Consider the following 25,278-nt stretch of genomic DNA (forward strand, 5'->3'; position numbering starts at 1 on the left):
CAAGGAGCTCGGCTTCCTCGGCATGGCGCTGACCGCGCGGGGCATCGCCCCGGAGTAGCGCGCCGCCCGGGCGACGCCGCATGTGTCCGAACCCGCACGCGGGGGCGGCCGGTCAGGTGAGCACAACGTCATCGCGGTGCAACTGCCCAGAAAATCGCAGGCAACGGCCACTGCGGACGATGGGGCGGAGTGTCGGTGACGTGGCGGAGGCGGAGCGAGTGGTGAGCGCACAGGCAGGCGTGGTGACCCCGGTGGCCGGGTGCGGGCTCGACCGGGCACGGGCGGTGATCCGGACCCGGCTGGCCCCGCGGCCGGTCACCGAGCGGCCCGCCGCCGAGGCCGTCGGCTCGACCCTGGCCGAACCGCTCACCACCGGGACCCAGCTGCCGCGCGTCGACACCGCGGCCATGGACGGCTACGCCGTCGCGGGCCCCGGCCCCTGGTGGCGGCTGCACGACACGGTCCGCTACGCGGGCCGCACCACCGGCGCCCTGGTCCTCGCGCCCGGCGAGGCCGTGCGCATCGCGACCGGCGCGGCGACCCCGCTCGGCGCCACCGCGACGCTGCGCGACGAGCACATCGTCACCACGACGGTCTCGGGCGCGCCCGTGGTCATGCGGGCGCCCGGCGCGCCGGTGCGCGACGACACCCGCCGCGCGGGCGAGAACTGGAACAGCGGCGTGCAGCTGGCCGCCGCGGGCACCCGCGTGTGCGCTGCGCTGGCCTCGGCGGCGCTGAGCGCGGAGACCGAGACCCTCACCGTCCGCGGGCCGTTGCGCGCCGACGTGGTGATGACCGGCGACGAGATCCGCGTCGTCGGCCCGCTCGCGCACGGCGAGACCCGCGACTCGCTCGGCCCGGTCCTGCCGGAGTTCCTGCGCCGCTGCGACATCGAGAGCACCGGCCTGTGGCACGTCGCCGACGGTCACGACCTCCTACGCACCTGGCTCGCCCTGCGTTCCAGCGCCGACCTGGTGATCATGGTCGGGGCCACCGGCCGCGGCGCGGCCGACCACCTGCGCGCCCTGCTCGCCGACCTCGGCGCCGACATCGTCGTCGAGCGGGTCGGCATCCGCCCCGGCGGTTCCACGCTCATCGCCCAGCTCCCCGACGGCCGCGTCCTGCTCGGGCTGCCCGGCAACCCGTTCGCCGCCGTGGCCGCCCTGCTGGCCGTCGGGCCCGCCGTCGTCGACGCCCTCACCCTGCGCTCACCCGGCGCGACCCTGTGGGGCAGGCTGTCCGACGCCGCCTTCACGGAGGGCGACGTGACCCGGATCGTCCCGGTGCAGCAGCAGACCGGCGGGGTGTGGCGCAGTACCGGCCCCGCGCACACCCCGCACCTGGCCGGACTCATCGGCTCCCACGCCCTGGCGGTGTTGCCGCCGGGGACCGGCCGGGGCACCCTCGTCGAGATGCTGCCCCTGCCGCACTGAGACCGACCTACGGCGTCGCCGCCGCGCGGAGTTCGTCCAGCAGCGTCACGCAGCGCGCGCGCAGTTCCGCGCGCAGCCCGGCGGCCCGCTCGGCGATGGCCGACTGCGCGCGGACGTAGTCGGCGCGGCCCGCCGGCGTCTCGATCGCGACCGGCTCGTACCCGTAGTCGCGCAGGTCGTAGGGGCTGGCCCGCATGTCGAGTTCCCGTGCGGCGCTCGCCAGTTCGAAGCAGTCGGCGACGAGGTCCGAGGAGATCAGCGGCGTGAGCTTGAACGCCCACTTGTACAGGTCCATGTTCGCGTGCAGGCAGCCCGGCTGCTCGCGGCGGACCTGATCGGCGCGGGTCAAGGGCTCGGCGTTGCGGCCGACCGCGTCCGGGGTGAAGAAGCGGAACGCGTCGAAATGCGTGCAGCGCAACGACAGCGACTCCACCACGGCGTCGGTGCCCGCGCCGCCGAGCCGCAGCGGCACCCGGTGCCTTGTGTCGTCGGTGCGGTACACCATGGCCCACTCGTGCAGCCCGAAACACGACAGCTGGGCGGGCCGGTCGGCGGTGGCCGCGAGCAGCTCGGCCACGAACTCGAGGGTGTCGCGGCGCTTGCGCAGGTAGGCGGGGTCGGCGGTGTACACCCCGTCCCCGGTCCGGTGGTACCCGCGCGCGCCCTCGTACTCGCCCGCGTCGAGCAACCCGACCCCGAAGCCGGGATGCCAGCGCCGCAACTGAGCGGGCTTGTGCCCGTAGTAGGTGAACAGGAAGTCGACGACCGGGTGGGTGGTACCCGCCGCCCTGCGCGCGAGGTACGGCCCGATCAGGGCGTCGATCCGCTCCCGGTGCGCCTCGGCACGGCCCTGCCACCCGGCGCGCGGCAGGACCCGCGGGCCGGGCCCCTCGCCCGGGCCGTCGTGTGTGCTCACCGGGCCCATTCTCCCGTAACCCGGCACCGGCCCGCGATCCGCCCCGTCGGCGCCCGCGCGGCGGTCAGAGCCGCGTCGCGGTACGGACCAGGTCGGCCACGGCCCGCGACCGGCTGTGCGGCGGCCAGGCGATCACGGTCGTGACCGGGGGCGCGTCCGGCACCGGCACGGCCGTGTAGGCGTCGCTCAGCTCGGCCCGCAGCGACTCGGGCACGAGCGCGCAGGCCCGCCCGAGCGCGATGAGCTGCAGCAGCTGGCCGTAGTTGTCGACCCGGGGCCCCGGCCCGTCCGCGTGGCTCCCGTCGCGGCGGGGCCAGCGCGGCAGGGGCAGGTCCGGCAGGGCGCCGATCTCGGCCGTCGTCAGCCGCGCCCGGCCCGCGGACGGGTGGCCCGCGGGCAGGACGACGACCTGTGCCTCGGTGTGCAGGTCCTCGGTGTCGAAGCCGGCAGTGGCGTCGAAGGGACGGTGCAGGAGCGCGACGTCGGCGCCGCCGGTGCGCAGCAGGCCCTCGGGCTCGCCGGGACCGCACAGGACGACCTCGACGGGGACGGCCCCCGCCTCGGCGGCGTAGGCGTCCAGCAGCGCCGACAGCAGGTCGCGGGACGCGCCCGCCTTGACCGCGAGGACGATGCCCGGCCCCGCGGCGGCGGCGCGGCGCGTGCGGCGCTCGGCGGCCTCGACCGCGTCGAGCGCGACCCGGGCCTCCCGCAGCAGCACCGATCCTGCGTCGGTCAGCGTGACGGCGCGCGGGGCACGGTGCAGCAGTACGACTCCCAGCCGACGCTCGAGCTGCCGGATGGCCCGCGACAGCGGCGGTTGCGCGATCGCGAGCCGCCGCGCCGCCCGCCCGAAGTGCAGCTCCTCGGCGACGGCGACGAAGTAGCGCAACTCCCGGGTCTCCACGGGGGCATCGTATCCGCCGTCGCGCGCGGTCCCGGCGGGCTCAGGGGTGGTCGATGTCGGGGACGATGGTCTCCGGCTTGAAGATCACCTTGTAGTGGTATGGGCTCACGTTCGCGCCCTCGAGCTGCTCGACGAAGTAGCTCACGTTGTCCGACAGCCCGAGGAAGTGCTTCTTGTATTCGTCGTTCCCGGTCTTGCACGTGACCTCGAGCTGATCGTTCTCGTCCTTGATCGAGCACTTGCCCTCGATGGACAGCAGGTACTTGTCGGTGATGCCGTTGAAGAACACCACCCGGCGATCGATCCGGAACTGGTCGGATTCCTTGGACAGATTCTTCGAGACCACGTCGGCGTCGCTCGCGCAGCCGGTGACCACCAGGACGCCGCAGGCGACCGCCACGACGGCGGCCGCGAATTTCCTCGACATCATCGAACTCCCCCCGCGCCGGTGCCTCCGGCGCCACCCTTCCGACGATAGCCGCGTCCACCGACAAGCGGGGTGGGACCGGCGCCCGGCCCACCCCGCTCGCGGTCACTCGCCGTTGCGGTGGGTGCCGTCGCGGACCGTGCCGACGAACTCCTCGACCAGGTCCTCGAGCGCGACGATGCCGACGGTGTTGCCGCGGGTGTCGACCACCCGGCCCAGATGGGAACTGGTGCGGCGCAACCGGGCGAGGGCGTCGTAGAACGTGGCGCCGGTGCTGACGGTCGGCAGCGGCCGGATGTCGGTGCGCGGGATCGCGGTCTCCGGGCCCGCCGCGTCGTCGGCGACCTTGTCCAGCACGTCCTTGACGTGCAGGTACCCCACCAGGGACCCGTCGGCGGCGCGGACCGGGAAGCGGGAGTACCCGGTCTCGGTGACCGCGGCCTCGATGTCGCCGAGCGTGGTGCCGTTGCCGCGCAACGGGACCGAGTGCGTCTTGTCCAGGGGGACCATCACGTCGGCCACGATCCGCTCGGAGGTGCCCAGCGCCTGGGTGAGGCGGCGGTGCTCCTCCTCGTCGAGCAGCCCCTCGGAGCGGGACTCGCCGATCATCTCGGCCAGCTCCACCGAGGACACCGTCGCGTCCAGCTCGTCCTTCGGCTCGATGCGCAGCATGCGCAGCGTCAGGTTCGCCACCAGGTTGTAGAACGCGATGAGCGGCCGCGCGATCCGCAACCACTGCAGGTGGATCGGCACCAGCAGCAGCGCGCTGCGCTCCGGGCCCGCCAGCGCGATGTTCTTCGGGACCATCTCACCCAGCAGGATGTGCAGGATCACCACCAGCGTCAGCGCCAGCGCGAACCCGACCGGGTGCAGCAGCTGCTCGGGCAGGCCGAGCGCCTCGAACGGCGCCTCGATCAGGTGCGCGATCGCGGGCTCGCCGACCCGGCCGAGCAGGATCGAGCAGATGGTGATGCCGAGCTGGGCCGCGGCCAGCATCAGCGACAGGTTCTCGCCTGCCTCGATCACGGTGCGCGCGTTGCGTTTACCCTGCGCGACCAGGGCCTCCAGCCGGTCCCGGCGGGCCGAGATCAGGGCGAACTCCGCCGCGACGAAGAACGCGTTGCCCGCCAGCAGCGCGACGGTCAGGACCACGCCGAACAGGTCACCCATGGTTGTGCTCCCTGGCCGGTAGGTGAGCGGCGTCGACCGGAACCAGCCGGACACGGTCGATGCGGCGGCCGTCCATGCGCTCGACCCGGGCGACCCAGCCGCCCGCCTCGGCGCCGGGCTCGCCCGCGTGATGGGCGCGGCCGCGGGTGTCGGGCAGCACCACCTCGTCTCCGGCGGCGGGGATCCGGCCCAGTTGCGTCAGCACCAGGCCGCCCAGGGTCTCGTACTCGCCCTCGGGCGCCTCGTAGCCGGTCGCCCGCGAGACCTCGTCGATGCGCAGCAGGCCCGAGCAGTCCCAGCCGTCGGACACCCGGCGCACGTCGCGCTCCTCCTCGTCGTGCTCGTCGCGCACGTCGCCGAGGATCTCCTCGATCAGGTCCTCCATGGTGAGGATGCCCGCCGTGCCGCCGTACTCGTCGACGACGAGGGCCACCTGCATGCCGTCGGCGCGGACCCGCTCGAGCACCTCGTCGCCGTCGAGGCTGGCGGGCACGATCGGCACCTGCTGCGCGAGCGCGCTCAGCGGGATGCGCTTGCGGTCGGCCGCGGCCCGGGTGAACGCCTGCTTGACGTGGACGACGCCCAGGGTGTTGTCCAGGTCGCCGTCGATGACCGGGAACCGGGAGTAGCCGGTGCGGGCCGAGGCGGCGATGAGGTCGGCGATCGTGTCGTCGTGGTCGAGGGATTCGACCTTCACGCGCGGGGTCATCAGTTCCTCGGCGCTGCGCTCGCCGAACTCCAGCGAGCGGTCCATGACCTGCGCGGTGCGCTGGTCGAGCGAGCCGCGCTGCGCGGAGGTGCGCACGAGCGAACCGAGCTCCTGCGGTGACCGGGCCGAGCGCAGCTCCTCGGCGGGTTCGATGCCGAGCCTGCGCACGATCCAGTTGGCCGAGCCGTTGAGGAAACGGATCAGCCAGGAGAAGACCGCCGAGAACGCGATCATCGGTCCCGCCGTCTGGCGGGCGACCGACAGCGGCTCGGCGATGGCGATGTTCTTGGGCACCAGCTCGCCGTAGACCATCGACAGCGAGGTGGCCAGCACCAGCGCCACCGCCAGCGAGACGCCCTGGGCGGTGCGCTCGCCGAGGCCGACGCCGGTGAACACCGGGTCGAGCAACCGGGCGATGACCGGTTCGGCGATGAAACCCGTGATCAGGGTGGTGATGGTGATGCCGAGCTGCGCGCCGGAGAGCTGGAACGACAGCGTGCGGTGTGCCTGGCGGACCATGCGGGCGCGGCTGTCGCCCTCGCGGGCATGGGCTTCGACGGAACTGCGCTCGAGCGCGGTGAGCGAGAACTCCGCCGCGACGAACAGGGCGGTGCCCGCGGTCAGGGCGACGAAGCCGACCAGGCCGAGCACGGTGAACAGAGTCGTCATCGTCCACACCTCGACGGGGTGGACGGGAACTGCGGGCGGGTGGCCACGCAAAGGGGGGCGCCGGGTTTGTCACCCGGCTCGGTAGAGGAGCCCTCCTGTACGGCGCCCTCGGACGCGGGTGACAACTGGTTCCTTTCGGGAAAGGGAAATGGTTCGCCGGAAAGATCGGCAAACCTATGATAACCGGTCCCCGGGCGTGTGCGGCAGTGCCCGACCGGCCGGGGTGGCGCGGCCGGTGCCGCCCCACCTCTCCCGGCAGACTTCCGGCAAACCCCGCGACGGCGGTCGCGGGGCGCTGATCAGCGCGTTCGCCGTCCGCGACCGGGGCCACCCGGCGCGGACGGCGCGGCGCTACCAGCCGGCAGGCAGCGGGCGGCCCTCGGCGAAGCCGGCGGCGGACTGCACGCCGAGCACCGCCTTGTCGTGGAACTCGGGCAGGCTGCGCGCACCGGCGTAGGTGCACGCGCTGCGGACGCCGGAGGTGATGTGGTCGATGAGGTCCTCCACGCCGGGGCGCTCGGGATCGAGGCGCATGCGCGAGCTGGAGATGCCCTCCTCGAACAGCGCCTTGCGGGCACGGTCGAAGCCGCTGTCGGCGGCGGTGCGGGCGGCGACGGCCCGCTTGGACGCCATGCCGAAGCTCTCCTTGTAGGCGTTGCCGTCGCGGTCGACGCGCAGGTCGCCGGGGGACTCGTAGGTCCCGGCGAACCAGGAGCCGATCATCACGTTCGACGCGCCCGCGGCCAGCGCCAGCGCCACGTCGCGCGGGTGCCGGACACCGCCGTCGGCCCACACGTGCACGCCGAGTTCGCGTGCCGCGGCGGCGCATTCGGCCACCGCCGAGAACTGCGGGCGGCCGACGCCGGTCATCATGCGGGTCGTGCACATGGCGCCGGGGCCGACCCCGACCTTGACGATGGTGGCGCCCGCCTCGGCCAGGTCGCGGGTGCCCTCGGCCGAGACCACGTTGCCCGCCACCAGCGGCACGCCGAGGTCCAGCTCGGCCACCGCGCGCAGCGATTCGAGCATCTTGGCCTGGTGCCCGTGCGCGGTGTCGATCACCAAGACATCGGCGCCCGCGTCGGCGAGGGCCCGCGCCTTGGCGGCCACGTCGCCGTTGATGCCGACCGCCGCGGCCACCCGCAGCGCGCCCGCCGCGTCGACGGCGGGGGTGTAGATGCCCGCGCGGATCGCACCGGTGCGGGTCATCACCCCGGCCAGGGTGCCGTCGTCGGCGGTCAGCACGGCCAGCTGCGCGTGCGCGGCGGCCAGCCGGTCGAAGATGTCGCGCGGGGAGGCCGTGACCGGGGCCTGCACGAAGTCGGTCGAGGCCACCTCGGCCAGGCGGGCGAACCGGTCGACGTCGGCGCAGGCCGCCTCGGTGACCACGCCGACCGGCTTGCCCGCGCCGTCGACCACGACGACCGCGCCGTGCGCGCGCTTGTGCATCAGCGCGACGGCGTCGGAGACCGACTGCTCGGGGTCGAGCACGACCGGGGTGTCGGCGGTGAGCGAGCGGCTCTTCACCCAGGCGATGGTCTCGGCGGCGGCCGGGATCGGCAGGTCCTGCGGCAGCACGACCAGGCCGCCGCGCCGGGCGACGGTCTCGGCCATGCGCCGGCCCGCGACGGCGGTCATGTTCGCCACGACGAGGGGAATGGTGGTGCCCGTCCCGTCGACCGACGCCAGGTCCACGTCGAACCGGGACGCGACGTCCGTCCGGTTCGGGACGAGGAAGATGTCGTCGTAGGTCAGGTCGTACGGCGGCTGGTGTCCCGGGAGAAATCGCACTTCGGCCAGTGTAGCGACGCGCGGGAGGATGCGCGGGAACTCCGGCGGGGACCGGGCCGCGTCACGCACCGGGCGCGGCCTGCTCCCGGGCCAGGGCGACGGCGGTCCAGCACATGACCGCGACGGCGAGGCCGACCACGACCAGCCCGGCGGCGTCGGTGCGCAGGTGTTCGTCCAGGGCCGTCAGGCCGAGGAAGGCGGCGGCCAGCGGCTCGGCGACCGTGGCAGCGGGCAGCGACGAGGAGAGGGGACCGGCGTGGAAGGCGCGCTGCTGGAGGTAGAAGCCGGTGAGTCCGGCGGCGAGCAGCGCCCAGGTCTGCCAGCCGGCGACCACCGCGCCGGGGCCGCGGCCGAACAACGTCACCACGTAGTCGGTGAGGGCCGCCGACAGCCCGAACAGCGATCCGGCGGCGGCGCCGAGGGCCAGCGCCCGGGCGTTCGGCGCGGCGGCGCGCAGGCCCGCGAGCGTGGCGGCCGCGACCAGCGCGAGCAGGATCGTCAACGGCGGCAACCATTCCCGCAGCGGCGCGGCGTTGTTCCCGGGCGTCGGTCTGCCGACGACGAGGAACACCGTGAGCGCGACGACCAGCACGGCCGCCGTGGCCGCGGCGCGGCCGGTGATGCGCCGACCGTTCATCCGCGCCGACAGCGGCAGCGCGAACACCAGCGCGCTGACCAGGATCGGCTGCACGAGCAGCACCGCGCCGAAGCTCAGCGCCACCACCTGCATCCCGTACCCGCCGAGATCGCCGACGATGCCCGCCCACCAGCGCGGGCTCCGCACCAGGTTCGCGACCAGCGACGCGCCCTCGGGCACCGCCGCGGCGGCCCGCTGCTGGGCCACCGCGGCGACGGCGATGAGCAGCGCGGCGACGAGCGCGCACACGATCGCGGCGACGGGATGATTCGGCACCGGATCAGTGTGGCCCGGCCCGGCCGCGCGAGCCGGGTGGCGCGCTGGGGAGGTGGCCCGGCCCGGTCGCGCGTGCCGGGTGGCGCGCTGGGGAGGTGGCCCGGCCCGGTCGCGCGTGCCGAATGGCGCGCTGGGGAGGGTGGCGCGGCTCGGCCGCCCGAGCCGGGTGGTGTGCCGGCGACGGCGGAATGTGACCATGGGCGCGGGCCGTGTGACGCGGTGGCGATGCCCCCGGCCCGGTCGCACGGGCAGCTTGCTGCCGGTGACGGCGGGGTCCGCCCGGTTCGGGGCCGGATGGCGCTGGTGAGGGTGGGCCGGCACCGGGAAGATGTGGCGGGTGACACGGTGGCGATGGCGCCCCGGCCTGGTCGCACGGGCGGCTGGCTTGCTGCCGGTGACGGCGGGTCCGCCCGGTTCGGGGCCGGATGGCGCTGGTGAGAGTGGGCCGGCGACTGGGAAGATGCGGCGGGTGACGCGGTGGTGAGGGTGGCCGGCCAGGTGCCGCAGGATGCGGGCCCGGTGCGGGCCCGCTCCTGGTCGGCTGCCCGGTTTCTAGTTTGCGGCGGGGTTGCGCCGGGTCGCCGGGGCCGCCGGGCGACCGGCGCGTCGGCGCGCGGGCTTCGGCGTGTCGCGCGGCGCGGCGGACTTGGCCGCGCCGCGGGTGTGCCCGCTGCCGCCGGTGCCCGCGGGCTTGTGGGCGCGCGCCTCGCCCGTCGCGCCGTGGCGACGGCCCGCCGTGCCGCGGCCGCGACCCGACTCGGCGCCGGAAGTGCTTGCGCCGGTGGGCTTTCCGCGCCGCGAGCGGGACGGGCGACCCGCCGCGGCCTGCGCCGGGGCGGCGGCCTGCGGGGCGGGGGCGCCCGGCGCGGCCAGCGGTACGCCGCTGGGTCGGCGGGCACCGGTGATCTCCACCAGCGCGCGGTCGCCCGGCCGCACGGCCACGCCCTCGGTCTCCACGCCCGCCTTGCGGGTCATCGCGGCGACGTCCTTGCGCTCCTCGTCGGTCACCAGCGTGACGACCACGCCGTCCTCGCCGGCGCGGGCGGTGCGGCCCGCGCGGTGCAGGTAGGCCTTGTGCTCGGCGGGCGGGTCGAAGTGCACGACCAGCGAGACGCCGTCGACGTGGATGCCGCGGGCGGCGACGTCGGTGGTGACCAGCACCGGCACCGAGCCGTCGGCGAAGGCGGCCAGCGTGCGCGTGCGGTTGTTCTGGGCCTTGCCGCCGTGCAGCGCGCCCGCGGCGACGCCCGCGCCGCGCAGCTGCTTGGCCAGCCGGTCCGCGCCGTGCTTGGTGCGGACGAACATGATGGTCAGGCCCTCGCGCGCGGCGATCTCGGTGGCCACCGCCCGCTTGACCACCTTGTCCGTGACGAACAGCAGGTGGTGCGACATCGTGGTGACCGCGGCGGCGGGCGGCGCGGTCGAATGGGTCACGGGCTCGCGCAGGTAGCGCTTGACCAGCTTGTCGACCTCGCCGTCGAGGGTGGCCGAGAACAGCAGGCGCTGGCCACCGGCGGGGGTGCGGTCCAAAAGGCGGGTGACCTGCGGCAGGAAGCCCATGTCGGCCATGTGGTCGGCCTCGTCGAGGGCGGTGATGCTCACCTGGGACAGGTCGGCCGAGCCCTGCTTGATCAGGTCGTCGAGGCGGCCGGGGGTGGCGATGAGCAGGTCGACGCCGCGGGCGAGCCGGTCGGCCTGGCGCTTGATCGGCGCGCCGCCGACCACGGAGGCGACCCGCAGGCCGAGGGCGAGCGCGGCCTCGTCGAGGGCCTTCTCGATCTGGGCGGCCAGCTCGCGGGTCGGGACCAGTACCAGGCCGCGCGGGCGGCCGGGGGCGGCGGGGGAGCCGGCGAGGCGGGCCAGCATGGGCAGGCCGAAGGCCAGGGTCTTGCCGGAGCCGGTGGGGCCGCGGCCGAGGACGTCGCGGCCGGCCAGGGCGTCGCCGATGGTGGCGGCCTGGATCGGGAAGGGGGCCTCGATGCCGTTGCGGCGCAGGGCCTGGACCAGCGGCACGGGCAGGCCTAGGTCGGCGAAAGTCGGTTCGGGACGTGAAACGGTGGACACGGTGGCCTTTCCTCGGGGCTGCGGATCGCACCGGACGGAGGGCCGGTTCACGATCACCCGGCACGCGGCCGGGTCGCGGCCCTGCAGAGACGGACCGACCATCCAGGGTAGGCGGTCCGGCCGGATTGTGGGAAACGCGCAGGTCAGCCGCGGAAGAGTCGGCTCAGCTCGACCAGCCACGGCACGGCGACCGCGTAGGTCGGCACCACGAGGATGGCCGCCGAGCCGAGGTAGGCGGCCGCGGCGACGCGCATGTCGCCGAGGCCCGCGCTGCTGAGGCGCTGGATCCGGATGAGGGTGGTCGGGCCGCCCGCGGCGAGCGCACCCTGCGGCGCGGTCGACTTCGCGCAGGCCACCAGGGCGCGGGCCAGCGGCTTCGGCCCGGTGACCTTGACCGCGGAGTCGTCGGCGAGCAGTTCGATGAGCAGTTTCACCGAGCCGAGCGCGGCCTGGCTGCGCACGACGCGGGGAAAGGCCTCGTGCACGGCGGTGAACGCCTCGAGCACCAGGTCGTGGCGGGCGCGCAGGTGCGAGCGCTCGTGGCTGACGATCGCGGTGACCTCGGACTCGTCGAGGCTGGTCAGGGTGCCTTCGCTGAGGACGACGCGCTGCCGGAGGCCGGGCAGGCAGTAGGCGATGGGCTCGGTGGCGGCGAGCACGCGGATGTCGGCGGCGCGCCGGAGGGGCCCGCTCTGATCGAGCAGGTCGACGAGCATGCGGTGCTTGGCGCGGCGGCGGCGGGTGTGGATGCCGACCCGGACCGCGGAGAACATCAGGCGCGCGCCGATGAGCAGGGTGAGCGCGAACACCAGGACGTAGACCGTCCACAGCGGCAGACCGAGCGCGTCGATCTCCTTGGTGGGGGAGGTGGTCGGCCTACCGTCGGGGCCGGGGACGAGCAGCAGGCTGGCGATGGCCAGCCCGGAGCCGAAGGCGCTGAGCACGGCTGCCAGCGCGATCGCCTGCCACAGCACGAGAGCGGCACGCGGGGTGCGGTACACCCATTTCGCCCTGCTCAGCAGCGCTGGAACAGGCCCCGCGAGAAGCAAGGCGAGACCGGCGAAAACCGCCGCGGTTGCGTTCATCGACTCTGCTCACGTCGTTGTGGGGCCAGGGGCACTCACGTCGTTGTGAGGCCGCTGGGCAGTCTAGCTGTTGTGCTCGTCGGCTTCGAGCTTTGCCAGGGCCTCCCGCAGCGCATCGGCCTCGTCCTTGCCCACCTGCTCGACGAAGTGCACCAGCGCCGCGGCGCGGGAGCCCGCCTCCTCGGCCTGCTGGAGGGCGTCGACCATGAGGCTGGCGACCAGTTCGTCGCGGGTGTGCACGGGTGCGTATCGGTGCGCGCGATCGTCGCGCCGCTGCACCACCAGATTCTTCTTGGCCAGTCGCTGGAGCACCGTCATGACCGTGGTGTACGCGAGCTCGCGTCGTGCGGCCAGTGCTTCGTGGACCTGCCGCACCGTCTGCGGTTCGTCGGCCGACCACAACTGGTCCATGACCGCTTTTTCGAGTTCGCCGAGTCCTGCCATCCCACAAGTTTAAGGACTCAACGACAAACATGCGTACTACAGGTCGTCGTAACCGGGGGTTTGCTGTTGTGTCATTCGTCATACCCGGCCGCGCCGCGCACGTGCCGGGTGCCGATCGGCACGATCATCGGGCGACCCGAGACCGGGTCGGTCAGCACCGACGCCTCGAGCCCGAACACCTCGCGCAGCAACTCCGCCGACACCACGTCGGCCGGCTTGCCGCGGGCCACGATCCGGCCCGCCGACATGACGACCAGCTCGTCGCTGTAGCGGATGGCCAGGTTCAGATCGTGCAGCACCATGACCACCGTGCGCCCGAATTCGTGGTGCAGCCGGTCGACCAGGTCGAGGACCTCGAGGGAGTGCGCCAGGTCCAGGTAGGTGGTCGGTTCGTCCAGCAGCAGGATGTCGGTGCCCTGGGCCAGGGCCATGGAGATCCAGGCGCGCTGGCGCTGCCCGCCCGACAGCTCGTCGAGGCTGCGGCCCGCGAGGTCGCCGATGCCGGTCTGCTCGAGGGCGGCGGCGACCTCGGTCTCGTCGTCGGCCGACCACTGCCGCAGCCAGGACTGGTGCGGGTGGCGTCCGCGCGCGACCAGGTCGGCCACGGTCAGCCCCTCGGGGGCGATCGGCGTCTGCGGCAGCATGCCGACCACCCGGGCCACGTCCTTGGTCCGCATGGTCGAGATGGCCTTGCCGTCCAGCACGACCTGCCCGGTGCGCGGACGCAGCAAGCGGCCGAGCGAGCGCAGCAGCGTGGACTTGCCGCAGCCGTTGGGCCCGATGACGGTGGTGACGACGCCCGGTGCGATGTCGAGATCGAGGCCGTCGACGATGACCCGGTCGCCGTAGCCGAGGCTGACCTTCTCGGCGGCGAGCCGATGATGCGCGGTGGTCATGGCTTAGATTGTCGCCTTCCGGTTCATCGACACGAGCAGGTAGAGCAGGAACGGGCCGCCGAAGGCGGCGGTGAGGATGCCGACGGGCAGGTCGACCGGCAGCAGGCCGCGTGCGGCCACGTCGGCCGCGGTCACCAGCAGGGCCCCCACCACGGCCGAGCCGACCAGCGGTTCCCCGGCGGTGCGCAGCAGCCGGCGCGCGATCTGCGGCGCGGCGAGGGCGACGAACCCGACCGGCCCGGCGACCGAGGTCGCCACCGAGGAGGCCACCACCGACGCGCCGACGAGCAGCGCCTGCTGCGACTGGATCCGGACGCCGAGCACGCGGGTGGAGTCCTCGCCGAGGCGCAGCGCCGCCAGCGTCCGCGCCGAGACCAGGGCGATCACGGTCACCACCGCGACCGCGATCGCGGCGGGCACCAGTTGCGCGCGGGTGACCGAGTCCAGCGAGCCGTTGAGCCACCGGGTGGCGTGCGCGGCGTCGTTGTAGTCGGCCAGGGTGAGCAGCCAGGTGATCGCGGCCATGAGCACGGCGTTGACGCCGATGCCGATGAGGACGAGACGCAGCCCCGTCACGCCGAGCTCTCCGTTCGCCCCGCGCCCCCAGGCCAGCAGGTAGATGACGACGGCGGTCGCCAGGCCGCACACCAGCGCCACCGCGGGCATGCCGAGCGCGGCGAGCAGGCTGGAGGTCGAGCCGCCCGCGACGACGATCATCGCGACCGCGCCGAAGCTCGCGCCCGCGGTGATGCCGAGCATGTCGGGGGCCGCCAGCGGGTTGTGCAGGACGGACTGCATGATCGCGCCGGACAGGCCGAGCGCGGCGCCGACCAGCACCGCGGCCAGCGCCCGCGGCAGGCGCGTGTCCAGGATGATGAAGCGCTGCGCGCGCGTGCCGCCGCCGCCGAGCACGTCGAGGACCTTGCCGAGGGCGATGGGGGTGTCGCCCACCGCGATGTCGAGGCAGAACGCCGCGAACACCAGCAGCGCGAGGACCGCGACGACGGCGACCATGCGCGGCCGCAGGACGAAGGAGGCGGGGCCGACGCGGACCGCGGGCCGCGCCGTCTGCAACTCGGTCACACGCTCACCAGCTTCTTGCGGCGCACCAGCGCGATGAAGAACGGCGCGCCGACCACGGCCAGCACGACGCCCACCTGCAATTCCCCCGGTCGTGCCACCACGCGCCCGAGCGTATCGGCCACGAGCAGCAGCAGCGCGCCGAGGAGGCCGGAGTAGGGCAGCAGCCACCGGTTGTCGGGCCCGGTGACGGCGCGCGCCAGGTGCGGGACGATCAGCCCGAGGAAGGCGATCGGCCCGACGGCCGCGGTGGCGGCGCCGCTGAGCAGCACCACCGCGAGCAGCCCGTGCGCGCGGGCCCGGCCGATGTTCAGCCCGAGCCCGCGCGCCACGTCGTCGCCGAGGCCGAGCAGGTTCAGGCTCGGCGCGGCGGCCATGGCGAGGACGAGGCCGATCGCGAGGAAGGGCAGCACCTGCCAGAAGACCGCGGCGTCGCGCCCGTTGACCGTGCCGACCACCCAGAAGCGGTAGGTGTCGAGCGCGGCCGGGTCGAGCAGCACCACCGCGTTGGTCATGGCCTGCAGGAAGGCCGTCACCGCCGCGCCCGCCAGCACCAGGCTCAGCGGGCTCGCCTTGCCGCCGCCCAGGGAGGACACGCCGAAGACCACGACACCCGCGATCGCCGCGCCCGCGAAGGCGAACCAGATGTACTGTTCGGGCGCGGTGAACCCGAAGAAGTAGACGCCGCACGCCGCGAGGAACGCCGCTCCCGCGTTGAGTCCGAGCAATCCGGAATCAGCGAGCGGATTCCGGGTATATCCCTGGATGAGCGCGCCCGCCGTGCCCAGGGCCAGACCGGTCACCAGGGCCAGCGCGGTGCGCGGCAGACGCAGTTCCCGCACGATCTCCTCGGCGGTGGAGGCGGCCGGGCACTGGAACGGGCCGCCTGCGCAGCCGAGCGCGTGCGTGAGGGCGTCGGCCACCGTGGCCGGAGCGAGCAGGCGAGAGCCGAGGGCGATGCTGGCGAGCACGGCCGCACCGAGTAACAACGCGAGCAGGACGAGCCCGGTCAGACGACGGCGTCTGACAGTCCCTTGGTGGGTCACGGTGGCGAACTTCTCCTGCCTCGAACCGGACATGTGTTGCAAAGTCTGGTAAGCCTAACCTATGTTCCCCGACAGGAACGTCACGGGAACCCAACACGCTCGAGGAGGTTCGATGTCCGAGCCCGTCATCACGACGACCCCCGCCACCGCCGCGTTCGATCGCGCGTGTGTGCGGCTGCGTGCGCTGCAACCCGACTATCCGCGGGTCTACGCGCCGGCCGCCATGTGTGAGCAGGGCAAACGTCGTTGGTGGCAGTTGCGGACCGGCCTGCGCGAGGGCCGTCTCGACCTCATGTACCGCAGGCACGCCGCCGAGATGGTCTCCGACGAGGTCGCCGCCGAGGTGGTCGGCACCGCCCTCGTGCACGCCGTCGCGGGCCGGGTCACCGCCCTGTTCGTCGCCACCGGGCAGGCCTGGGACCCGGGCCCGGACAACATCTGGATCCACCACGACAACGACGGCGGCATCGACTGGGCGGGCCTGTCCGACATCACTCTTCGGTCCGCCGGCGTCCATCCGGGGATGGTGGCGCTGCCCGGTGAGCACGCCGTCGCCGTCTGGCTGGCCAACCGCTGCGCGGCCTCGCTGGAACTGGTCGGCCTGCACCTGACCCGCTCGACCGGCCTCGCGCCCCGCCGCTTCTGGTCCCTGCTCGGCGAATCCGTCTGCGGCGCGGCCACCTACGTCCCCGCCCTCAACGGCATGGACGAGGCGCTGGGCGCCCACCGCGGCCAGCTCATCATGTCCGCGCTGGAGGAACGCGGGCTCCCGGTCCGCCGTGGCAACGTGAACCGCTGACCCGCGCCGTGGTGCCGCGCGCCCGGCCCGGCGCGCGGCACCGCGACCGGATGTTCCCCCGATCGGCGCGAACTCCGCTGTCGCGCAGGGTATAACGAACCCATGAGTTTCCCGGTGCGATTCGGCGCCGTGCAGATCGGCCTGTTCCTTCTGATCCTGATCGGCCTCGCCCTGCTGGTGTGGGCGGTGCTCGCGGTGCGGCGTTCGAAGCCGCGCGCGGCGATCGGCCGCGGGCTACCGGGTCTCGTGGTCCTGCTCGTCGCGGTGGTGCTGTTGTGGATCGCCACGTTGCTGCAGACCTATCTCGGGCTCAGCGGGGAGATCCGCGCGGCCCGCGTGGTCGCCACACCCGTCGCGGGCCAGCAGCATCGGCTCGACATCGAACTCACCCTCTTCGACGGCGACGAGATCACCGACCGGTCCACCTTCCAGGTCGAGGGCGACCTGTGGGTCCTGCAGGCCGATCTGGTGGAACTGCACCCGTGGGTCAACGCGCTCGGCTTCCACTCCGGCTATCGCGTGTCGCGGCTGTACGGCCAGCGGCTCGACGGCGCGCCGGTCACCCAGCACCAGATCATGCTCGCCGGTGACGACCGCGACTTCTTCACCGACATGAACGAAAAGCGCTGGTACACCAACCCCTTCGTCCGCTCGGCCTACGGCAACGCCGTCATCGCGACGCCGGGCGAGTACGACGTCTTCATCTCCCACGACGCCATCAAGACCCGCGCCGTGTGACCGCCCGTGTCGGGTGTTCACCCGATACCGCGGGCCCCGGTGTTCGTGACACCATCGCCCGCGTCCGGTCGCGCAGGCCGACCGGACCGTCGGACGGTGCGTGGTCGTGCCTGGGCAAGGGGGTAGGCACGACCACCGCCGGCTCCCCGGGCGCGGCGGCGGGCCGGTTGCCGACCGGTAACATGCCGCGCCATGGGCCGGGAGTACGGCGCGACCCGGATCGGTGTGGCGGAGACGATGGCGGGGATCGCGGTGCGGTTCCGGCACGTGAGCTGCGCGCTCGTCGCGGTCTGCGCGCTGTTCCTGCCCGGCGATCCGAGCGTGGCGGCCACCGTCGGGCTGGTGGCCTGGTCAGCCGCCCGGTTGCTGCGGCCGCGCACGGGACCGCGCTGGGAAACCGCGGACCTCGTCGTCGCGCTGATCTACGTGGCGTCCTCCGTCACGGTGACGACCGACCCGCTGCTGATCGGCGCGGCCCCGCAGACCAAGATCGCCGCCTGTTCGATCATCTCCGGCGCCCTCGCTCGGCCGGTGGCGGCCTCGGCGCTCGGCGCCGGGGCGGTGCTGCTGGTGACCGTGCTGTCGTTCCGCGCGGCGCCCGCCGCCACCGTGCTGACCACCTTCACCGTCGCCTACCTGCCGGTGGTGTGGCTGCTCACCGTCGGCATCCGCGCCGTGGTGCTGACCGTGGCCGCCCAGGAGGACGACGCGGGGGCCGCGCTCGCCGCCGCCCGGCTGCGCCGCGACATCGCGGCCGCCAAACGCCGCTACCAGCGCGAACAGTGGGCGGTTCTGCACGACACCGCCGCGGCCACCCTGATGCTGGTCGGCGCGGGCACGCCCCTCGACCGCGGCAGGCTCGCCGCCCAGGCCGCCGCCGACGTCGAGGCGCTCGAGGCCGGCGTCCCGCTGACCCGGCCCGCCACCACCGACCTCGCGCGGGCGCTGGACGAGCCGATCCGGCGCACACGCACCCCCGTGGTGCGCCACGGGCCCGCGTCGGTCCCCGTGCCGGGCGAGATCGGGTGGGCCGTCGCGGCGGCGGCCCGCGAGGCGCTGGCCAACGTGGACCGCCACGCCGGGGCGAGCCGGGTCCGCGTGGAGCTCGCGCCCGGCCGGGTGGTGCTGGTCGACGACGGACGCGGCCCGAGTGCCCGGCCGGACGGCGACCGGACGCGGCACGGGATCGGCATGTCCATCGTGGGGCGCCTGCGGGCGGTCGGCGGCGACGCCGAGATCGGCCCGGCGGCGGGCGGGGGCACCCGCGTCGAGCTGACCTGGCCGGACGCCGCTCCCGTCGCGTCCGGGCCGGATCCGCTCGATCGTGTCGAGCGGGTGCGCACCCGGCTGGCCGTCGGGCTGGCCGCGATGGCGGTCGGCAACGCCGTGCTGCAGACGGTGATCGGCCGGATCGAGGCGGGTCCCGGCGCCCCGTGGCCGGTCGACCTCGCGGGCACCCTCGTGACCGTGGCCGTCGCGACGACGGCGGTGCTCGTCCCGCTCTCGCGCCGCCGCGCCGCCGCGCTGATGGCCGCCATGATCGCCGCCGCGCTCGTGTACTGCGCGATCCTGCCCGATTCGCTGGTGTTCACCGTGGTGAACTGGCCGATCAGCACCGTCGGCTGGGTGCTGGTGGTGATCGGGTTGCGACAGCCCGGCGGGCTGACCGTCGGCGCGCTCGTGCTGTGGTGGGCCGCGATCGGGGTGTCCGTGGCGGCCGTGCGCCCGGGCGCGCTGCCCCTCTACGGGCTCTACACCGCGCCCATCCTGTTCGCCGAGATCCTGGTGGGCGTGCTGGCCACCGTGGTCGCGGGGGCGGTGCGCGCGATCGGGGAGCGGGACCGCGCCCGCCGCGCCGCCGAGGGCGCGGCGCGGATCGAGCGGGTCCTCGAGACCGATTGCCGCAGAAGGTATCGCGAGCGGCTGCGCACCACCCTGCCGCTGCTGCGCGGGCTCGCCGACGGCACGCACGCACCCGACGACCCCGCCGTCCGGCGCGCCGCCCGCGCCGAGCACGACCGCCTCCGCCGGTTGTTCGCGCGCTTCGACTGCCTGGATCACCCCCTCTTCGAACAACTCTCGGCCCACATCGACGACGCCGAGGAGCGCGGGGTCGCGGTCACCGTCGAGGCGGGCGGCGACCTGCCCCGCCTGGCGCCGGGGCAGGTCGCGGCGGCCACCGAGTCCGTCGGCGCGGTGCTGGCCGCCGTCCGGACCGCCGCCCGGCTGGTCGCCGCCGACGAGGACGGCGCGCTGGTCGTCAGCGTGGTCGGCGACGTCGAACCCGCGGTCGCCGAGCGCCTGGCCGACCGCTGGCATCGCACGGAACCCGCTGCGGCGCTGGCGATCACGGGCTCGCACACGCACGGCTCGTTCTGGCTGGAGGTCGCGGCGCGGCCGCCGGTCCACCCCCGGTGACGCGCCGGGTGACGGCTGTTAAGCTCGCCCGGCTCCATGTCATCGATTCCGGGGGGAACCGTGGTTCGTCTCTTTCTCCTGCTCGCCGTCTTCTCCGGCGTGCTCTCCGTGCTCGCCTTCCAGCAGGGCGGCCCGCTACCCGGCGTGATCTTCGCACTGGTCGCGGCCTCGCCGGTCATCGCGCTCGTCGTCTCGCTCGTCCGCACCCGCCGCAACGGCGGTGAGCGTCGGCCCTTCGGCAGGGGCGCGCGGATCGCGGTCGCCGTCGTGAGCGTCGCCGGGCTGGTCGGGGCGGGATACTCCGCCTACTGGATGTTCCTGGTGCCCAAGGCCAGTGACGCCGAACTGACCTCCGCCTCGGCCCTGGAGAAGGTCTGCCACACGCCGCGCAAGTACTTCCCCGACGCGGCCGCGTTCACCGGCGCGGGCCCGCACCCGATCGCGATCTTCCTGGCCAACGAGTCCGACGGGCTCGATCACGACAGCCTCGACTATTCCGCGCCCGCCGCCTGGAATCCGAAGGACCCGCGCACCGTCCAGCTCGTCGCCTGTTTCGACGACGTGGACTCGGGACCGTTCCTGGCCGACTGCACCTTCACCTCCGGCTCGCTGCCGCAGTACCAGGGCCGCTACCGGGGCACCGTCTACGAGGCGCACACGGGCAAGGAGGTGGGTTCGGTCGCCGTCAGCGGCAAGAATTCCTCGGACTGCCCCTTCTCGGCCCTGACCAAGGGCGACAATCCCCGCCTGCACACCGAGCCCGATCTCGCCGAGTATCAGCGGGCCCTCGGCACCTACGTCGGGAACTGATCGAGGCGCCGGGTTGACTACTTAGGTAAGCCTGACCTATGGTTATCTCGGCGTACGGATCGAGCCGGAGGTCCTGAGGGCTGCAGTCGACCCCGCGATCCGAGCCGCGGCGGGCCCCACCACAAGTGGGGCCCGCCGCATCGTCTCCGCCCCGACCGTGTAGAACCGGATTTCATGAGCGAGACACCGCAGTCCCTGTCCGAGGCGACGCCGGAGCTGATGAACAAGGTCAGCGAGGGCACCTTCACCGACCTGATCGGCCTGAGGTACACCGAGGTCGGACCGGACCGGGTACGCGCCGAATGGGAGGTGCGCCCGCAGCTGCACCAGCCCGCGGGCATCCAGAACGGCGGCGTCTACTGCACCGTCATCGAGACCCTGGCCAGCGTGGGGGCGGGCGTCTGGCTGGGCGAGCGCGGCGCCGTCGTCGGGGTCAACAACAACACCGACTTCCTGCGCGCGGTCCGCGACGGCCTGCTCACCGGCGAGGCGACCCCGATCCACCGGGGTCGCTCACAGCAGCTGTGGATCGTGGTGATCAGCGACGCCGAGGGCCGCACCGTGGCGCGCGGTCAGGTCCGGTTGCAGAACCTGTCGCCGCAGGGCTGAGCCGGGCTCAGCCCGCGACGTCGACGGCCGCGCGCACGGCGAGCGCGGGCGCGGCGAGGGGACAGGACTCGTCCTCGGCCGTGAACGCCGCGCGGGGCGCCCGGATCTGGCCGTTGCACGTGTTGTAGGTGAGCATTCCCACGCCGACGGCCGCGAGCAGTGCGGCCCCACGGACCAGGAAGGCGAGCAACTCCACGCTCTGTTCCCCTCGGATCGGGTACGGCAGCCGGGGAACCCCTGCTGTGAAAGCAGCATCGTATAAGGCCAGCCCGCGGCGCGCACGGGGTGTCGGAAACCGGACGGTCGGAAACGGCGACCGGCGCGGGCACCGCCGTGGCGGGCGCGGGCGCGGCGCTCGTGCCAGAATGACCAGATCAGTCCCCGCACCGTGAGGAGACCCGCATGCGCCTGTCGCCGCACGAGCAGGAGCGGCTGCTGCTGAGCTACGCCGCCGAACTCGCCCGGCGCAGGCGGGCCCGCGGGCTCAAACTCAACCACCCCGAGGCGGTCGCGATCATCACCGACCACGTCCTCGAGGGCGCGCGCGACGGCCGCACGGTGGCCGAGCTGATGAGTTCGGGACGCGCGGTACTCGCCCGCGACGACGTCATGGCCGGGGTGCCGGAGATGATCCACGACGTGCAGGTCGAGGCGACCTTCCCGGACGGCACCAAGCTGGTCACCGTCCATCACCCGATCGCCTAGGAGCGCCCGTGATCCCCGGTGAAATCCTCTGCGCCGCAGGCGTCGTCGAGCTCAACCCCGGCGCGGTCCGGACCGTGCTCGACGTCGTCAACACCGGTGACCGCCCGGTCCAGGTGGGATCGCACGTGCACTTCCCCCAGGCCAACGCCGCCCTCGACTTCGACCGCGCCGCCGCGCACGGCCTGCGCCTCGACATCCCCGCGGGCACCGCCGTGCGTTTCGAACCCGGTCTGCCGCAGCGGGTCTCGCTCGTCCCGATCGGCGGGACGCGTGAGGTCCACGGCATCAGCACCCCGGCGCCCGGCCGCCTGGACGGCTGAGACACCCGGACACCCGGACACCCGTTGCCCCGCTACGCAGGAGAGTGCCGATGACCGAACTCAGCCGTGCCCGCTACGCCGAACTGTTCGGTCCGACCACCGGCGACCGCATCCGCCTCGCCGACACCGATCTGCTCGTCGAGATCACCGAGGACCGCTGCGGCGGGCCCGGACTGGCGGGGGAGGAGGCGGTGTTCGGCGGCGGCAAGGTGCTGCGCGAGTCCATGGGCCAGTCCAGGGCCACCCGCGCCGAGGGCGCCCCCGACACGGTGATCACCGGCGTCGTCGTCCTCGATCACTGGGGCGTCGTCAAGGCCGACGTGGGCATCCGCGACGGCCGCATCGTCGCCCTCGGCAAGGCGGGCAATCCCGACACCATGAGCGGGGTGCACCCCGACCTGGTCGTCGGCCCGTCCACGGAGATCATCGCGGGCAACGGGCGCATCCTCACCGCGGGCGCCATCGACTGCCACGTGCACTTCATCTGCCCGCAGCTGATGGAGGAGGCGCTCGGCGGCGGCATCACCACCCTCATCGGCGGCGGCACCGGGCCCGCCGAGGGTTCCAAGGCCACCACCGTGACCCCCGGCGCCTGGCATCTGGCGCGCATGCTGGAATCGCTCGACCACTGGCCGCTGAACATCGTGCTGCTCGGCAAGGGCAACACCGTCAGCGCCGACGCCATGTGGGAGCAGCTGCGCGCCGGCGCCTCCGGCTTCAAGCTGCACGAGGACTGGGGCTCGACCCCCGCGGCCATCGACGCGTGTCTCACCGTGGCCGACGCCGCCGGGGTCCAGGTGGCCCTGCACTCCGACACCCTCAACGAGGCGGGCTTCGTCGAGGACACCCTGGCCGCCATCGCCGGGCGCGGCATCCACGCCTACCACACCGAGGGCGCGGGCGGCGGCCACGCACCCGACATCATCACCGTCGCCGCGTACCCCAACGTGCTGCCGAGCTCGACCAACCCGACCCGACCGCACACGGTCAACACCCTCGACGAGCACCTCGACATGCTCATGGTCTGCCACCACCTGAGCGCGTCGATCCCCGAGGACCTGGCCTTCGCCGAGTCCCGCATCCGCCCCTCGACCATCGCCGCCGAGGACCTGCTGCACGATCTGGGCGCCATCTCCATGATCGGCAGCGACTCCCAGGCCATGGGCCGCATCGGCGAGGTCGTGCTGCGCACCTGGCAGACCGCGCACGTCATGAAGCGCCGCAGGGGAGCGCTGCCGGGCGACGGCGCCGCCGACAATGCCCGCGCCCAGCGCTACGTCGCCAAGTACACGATCTGCCCGGCCGTCGCGCACGGGCTCGACGACGAGATCGGCTCGGTGGAACCGGGCAAGCTCGCCGACCTGGTGCTGTGGGAACCGGCGTTCTTCGGCGTCCGCCCGCACCTGGTGCTCAAGGGCGGCATGATCGCCTGGGCCGCGATGGGCGACGCGAACGCCTCCATCCCGACCCCGCAGCCCGTGCTGCCCCGGCCCATGTTCGGCGCGGCCGCGCCCGCCGCGGCGGCGACCTCGCTGCACTTCGTCTCCGAGCACGCCATCGCCGACGGCCTGGCCGACCGGCTCGACGTGCGCCGGAAACTGGTGCCGGTCAAGAACGTCCGCCGCCTCACCAAGGCCGACATGCCGCGCAACGACGCCATGCCCCGCATCGAGGTCGACCCCGACACCTTCACCGTGCGCGTCGACGGCGAGGTCTGGGCCGAGGAACCGGCCGCCGAACTGCCCATGGCCCAGCGGTACTTCCTGTTCTGAGCGCACCCGCCGCCTGCCGCGGCGCCGAGGACGCGGCCGGCGGCGGGCGTCCTCGGCTCAGTCGATCGAGCAGCCGGCGACGGGCTCGCCCGCCAGCCGGTCGAGCAGGTAGCCGACGGCGTTGTCGGGACCGAACCCGTCGATCAGTTCCGGGCCGAAGTGGTTGGGGATGGTGGCTCCCGGCAGGATCGGCGGCAGCTCGTTGGTGCGGAAGGTGACCGTGGCGCCCTGGCCGCACCAGTCCTCGGCGAGCCGCCTGGCCTGGCCGTAGGGCACGGTGTCGTCGTTGCGGCCGCTCGTGATCAGGACCGGTGTCGCGGGCGGCCGCTTGCCGAGGCGCATGTCGGCCAGCGCAGGCCCCGCCTCGGGGATGTCCGCGAGATGCTCGGTGAGCGAACGGCCGTCCACGGTCAGCGCGTTCGTGCGCAGGAAGGGATGGCGCACGATCAGGTCGGCGATGCACTCGTCGCTCAGCGCGGCCAGCTCGTCGCGGCCCGCCGGGCTGGTCACCCGGTCGACCGCGGCGTGCAGGTCGGGGTAGCGGGCGAGCAGGCCGTTGATCGCGAAGCCGATGGCGCCGCCGATGAGCGCGCCGTCGATCCCGGACAGGATCGCGGCCAGGTCCGCGACCGGACCGCCCGCCCAGGTGCCCTTCAGGTTCAGCTCCGGCGCGTAGTCGGCCTGCATCTCCGCGGCCGCCGCGCTCGCGCCGCCGCCCTGCGAGTACCCCCACAGCACCAGCGGAGTGTCGGCGCCGACGCCGCCGAGCGCGTTGGCCGCGCGGGCGCCGTCGAGCATGGCGTGTCCCTCCTCGATGCCGTTGGCGAACGTGTGGATTCCCGGCGTGCCGAGTCCGACGTAGTCGGTGACCAGGACCCGGGCGCCCAGCGCGCTCCACACCGCCGAGGACGGCAGCTCCTGGTTGGCCGAGATCCCCAGCGGTGCGGTGAAGGCGGTGACGCCGGTGCCGAACGCCTTGGACATGGCGCAGCGGTCGGCCTGGCCCGAGGTGCCGGGGCCGATCACGACCGTCGGGCGCGGGCCCGGACCCTGCCACGGGTTGTCCGGCTCCAGGTAGGTCCCCGTCACCGCGACGGGGGAACCGTCCTGCAGGCGGGTCGTGTACATGACCAGGCGGGCGCGCGCGGGCCAGCCCTGCGCGGTCGGCGCCGCGGCCAGGATCGCCATCGGCTGGGTCTTGACGACGGTGCCCGAGCCGGAGGGCAGCCGCGCGGGCGGGGTGTAGAAGTCTGAGGGGTCGGCCACCGCAGGGGCCGCGGTGAAGCACGACACCGCGGCCAGGGTCGCCAACGCCGCGGTCGCGGCACGCCGCCGCGTCCCGCGTCGCCTGTCCCGCCGATTCTGTTGCTGCATGACCACTCTCCGTGAAACGCCACGCCCGCGCCGTCGCGGATGTGTCCTGGCTCGCACGTTTCCCCCGACATGACGTGCGTCACCGGTTACGCGCCACCGGACGGTAACACGGTTACTACCTTCGGGAAAAGCGGCGTTCGGGTCCGGGCGCGGTGAGTGCGAACCCGGCAGTCGGCTAGGCTCGGC

At 73.7% G+C, this 25,278-nt stretch carries 24 protein-coding genes; 9 read left to right on the forward strand and 15 right to left on the reverse strand.

Annotated elements, in window-relative coordinates:
* Positions 1-221 precede the first annotated feature (221 nt).
* Positions 222-1,433 (forward strand): molybdopterin-binding protein, encoded by a 1,212-nt coding sequence (locus ON36_RS11530; RefSeq protein WP_245558042.1) that lies wholly within the window; start codon positions 222-224, stop codon positions 1,431-1,433.
* A 7-nt stretch (positions 1,434-1,440) separates the two neighbouring features.
* Here the strand turns inward: ON36_RS11530 and ON36_RS11535 are convergent, their stop codons facing one another.
* The 13 genes from ON36_RS11535 to ON36_RS11595 form a co-directional block, all read right to left on the reverse strand.
* Positions 1,441-2,349 carry a 3-methyladenine DNA glycosylase gene (locus ON36_RS11535; RefSeq protein ID WP_373281792.1) on the reverse strand — a complete coding sequence of 303 codons (909 nt, stop codon included), beginning with the start codon at positions 2,347-2,349 and terminating at the stop codon, positions 1,441-1,443.
* Positions 2,350-2,413: 64 nt separating this feature from the next.
* Positions 2,414-3,253, reverse strand: a complete 840-nt coding sequence (locus tag ON36_RS11540; RefSeq protein ID WP_043651244.1) for a LysR family transcriptional regulator — start codon at positions 3,251-3,253, stop codon at positions 2,414-2,416.
* A gap of 40 nt (positions 3,254-3,293) precedes the next feature.
* Positions 3,294-3,680: a beta-sandwich lipoprotein gene (locus ON36_RS11545; protein ID WP_043651247.1), complete on the reverse strand. Its 387-nt coding sequence runs from the start codon at positions 3,678-3,680 to the stop codon at positions 3,294-3,296.
* 105 nt (positions 3,681-3,785) lie between these two features.
* The gene (locus ON36_RS11550; protein WP_043651250.1) at positions 3,786-4,850 is read right to left on the reverse strand and encodes a hemolysin family protein; all 1,065 of its coding nucleotides are present in this window, start codon (positions 4,848-4,850) and stop codon (positions 3,786-3,788) included.
* Positions 4,843-6,228 (reverse strand): hemolysin family protein, encoded by a 1,386-nt coding sequence (locus tag ON36_RS11555; protein WP_043651252.1) that lies wholly within the window; start codon positions 6,226-6,228, stop codon positions 4,843-4,845. Before ON36_RS11555 ends, ON36_RS11550 begins: the two co-directional genes overlap by 8 nt.
* 351 nt (positions 6,229-6,579) lie before the next feature.
* Positions 6,580-8,019 (reverse strand): GuaB1 family IMP dehydrogenase-related protein, encoded by a 1,440-nt coding sequence (locus tag ON36_RS11560; protein ID WP_043651254.1) that lies wholly within the window; start codon positions 8,017-8,019, stop codon positions 6,580-6,582.
* A gap of 61 nt (positions 8,020-8,080) precedes the next feature.
* A complete protein-coding gene (locus tag ON36_RS11565; RefSeq protein ID WP_043651256.1) occupies positions 8,081-8,932 on the reverse strand; it encodes a DMT family transporter in 852 nt (283 codons plus the stop codon).
* A gap of 552 nt (positions 8,933-9,484) precedes the next feature.
* On the reverse strand, positions 9,485-10,996 hold the full coding sequence (locus ON36_RS11570; RefSeq protein WP_043651316.1) for a DEAD/DEAH box helicase: 1,512 nt from the start codon (positions 10,994-10,996) through the stop codon (positions 9,485-9,487).
* A gap of 143 nt (positions 10,997-11,139) precedes the next feature.
* A complete protein-coding gene (locus tag ON36_RS11575) occupies positions 11,140-12,081 on the reverse strand; it encodes a M56 family metallopeptidase (RefSeq protein ID WP_043651258.1) in 942 nt (313 codons plus the stop codon).
* 63 nt (positions 12,082-12,144) lie between these two features.
* On the reverse strand, positions 12,145-12,525 hold the full coding sequence (locus tag ON36_RS11580; RefSeq protein WP_043651259.1) for a BlaI/MecI/CopY family transcriptional regulator: 381 nt from the start codon (positions 12,523-12,525) through the stop codon (positions 12,145-12,147).
* A gap of 71 nt (positions 12,526-12,596) precedes the next feature.
* Complete coding sequence (locus ON36_RS11585; RefSeq protein WP_043651262.1) at positions 12,597-13,421, reverse strand: ABC transporter ATP-binding protein; 825 nt, start codon at positions 13,419-13,421, stop codon at positions 12,597-12,599.
* Positions 13,422-13,424: 3 nt separating this feature from the next.
* A complete protein-coding gene (locus ON36_RS11590) occupies positions 13,425-14,504 on the reverse strand; it encodes a FecCD family ABC transporter permease (RefSeq protein ID WP_043651263.1) in 1,080 nt (359 codons plus the stop codon).
* Positions 14,501-15,580: a FecCD family ABC transporter permease gene (locus ON36_RS11595; RefSeq protein ID WP_373281793.1), complete on the reverse strand. Its 1,080-nt coding sequence runs from the start codon at positions 15,578-15,580 to the stop codon at positions 14,501-14,503. The genes ON36_RS11590 and ON36_RS11595 overlap by 4 nt, the downstream gene beginning before the upstream one ends.
* Positions 15,581-15,659: 79 nt before the next feature.
* On the opposite strand from ON36_RS11595, the gene ON36_RS11600 reads away from it, so the two are divergent.
* The 5 genes from ON36_RS11600 to ON36_RS11620 all read left to right on the forward strand — a co-directional run bounded on the left by ON36_RS11600 (position 15,660) and on the right by ON36_RS11620 (position 20,921).
* A complete protein-coding gene (locus ON36_RS11600) occupies positions 15,660-16,346 on the forward strand; it encodes a hypothetical protein (RefSeq protein WP_043651264.1) in 687 nt (228 codons plus the stop codon).
* Between the two features lie 102 nt (positions 16,347-16,448).
* Complete coding sequence (locus ON36_RS11605) at positions 16,449-17,084, forward strand: hypothetical protein (RefSeq protein WP_043651267.1); 636 nt, start codon at positions 16,449-16,451, stop codon at positions 17,082-17,084.
* A 192-nt stretch (positions 17,085-17,276) separates the two neighbouring features.
* The gene (locus ON36_RS11610; protein WP_043651269.1) at positions 17,277-19,502 is read left to right on the forward strand and encodes an ATP-binding protein; all 2,226 of its coding nucleotides are present in this window, start codon (positions 17,277-17,279) and stop codon (positions 19,500-19,502) included.
* A 60-nt stretch (positions 19,503-19,562) separates the two neighbouring features.
* Positions 19,563-20,312: a hypothetical protein gene (locus ON36_RS11615; protein ID WP_043651271.1), complete on the forward strand. Its 750-nt coding sequence runs from the start codon at positions 19,563-19,565 to the stop codon at positions 20,310-20,312.
* A gap of 174 nt (positions 20,313-20,486) precedes the next feature.
* Positions 20,487-20,921, forward strand: coding sequence for a PaaI family thioesterase (locus ON36_RS11620; protein ID WP_043651273.1), 435 nt, complete (start codon positions 20,487-20,489; stop codon positions 20,919-20,921).
* A gap of 7 nt (positions 20,922-20,928) precedes the next feature.
* On the opposite strand, the gene ON36_RS11625 is transcribed toward ON36_RS11620, so the two are convergent.
* Positions 20,929-21,117, reverse strand: a complete 189-nt coding sequence (locus tag ON36_RS11625; protein WP_043651275.1) for a hypothetical protein — start codon at positions 21,115-21,117, stop codon at positions 20,929-20,931.
* A gap of 206 nt (positions 21,118-21,323) precedes the next feature.
* Between ON36_RS11625 and ON36_RS11630 the strand changes: the two genes are divergently transcribed.
* The 3 genes from ON36_RS11630 to ON36_RS11640 are packed head-to-tail and all read left to right on the forward strand — an operon-like array spanning position 21,324 to position 23,718.
* Positions 21,324-21,626: an urease subunit gamma gene (locus tag ON36_RS11630; protein WP_043651276.1), complete on the forward strand. Its 303-nt coding sequence runs from the start codon at positions 21,324-21,326 to the stop codon at positions 21,624-21,626.
* Positions 21,627-21,634: 8 nt separating this feature from the next.
* On the forward strand, positions 21,635-21,946 hold the full coding sequence (locus tag ON36_RS11635; protein ID WP_043651278.1) for an urease subunit beta: 312 nt from the start codon (positions 21,635-21,637) through the stop codon (positions 21,944-21,946).
* 50 nt (positions 21,947-21,996) lie between these two features.
* Complete coding sequence (locus ON36_RS11640; RefSeq protein WP_043651281.1) at positions 21,997-23,718, forward strand: urease subunit alpha; 1,722 nt, start codon at positions 21,997-21,999, stop codon at positions 23,716-23,718.
* 57 nt (positions 23,719-23,775) lie between these two features.
* On the opposite strand, the gene ON36_RS11645 is transcribed toward ON36_RS11640, so the two are convergent.
* On the reverse strand, positions 23,776-25,092 hold the full coding sequence (locus ON36_RS11645; RefSeq protein WP_083885074.1) for a lipase family protein: 1,317 nt from the start codon (positions 25,090-25,092) through the stop codon (positions 23,776-23,778).
* Between the last annotated feature and the right edge of the window lie 186 nt (positions 25,093-25,278).

The sequence above is a fragment of the Nocardia thailandica NBRC 100428 genome (genome assembly GCF_000308795.1).
GTDB lineage: Bacteria > Actinomycetota > Actinomycetes > Mycobacteriales > Mycobacteriaceae > Nocardia > Nocardia thailandica.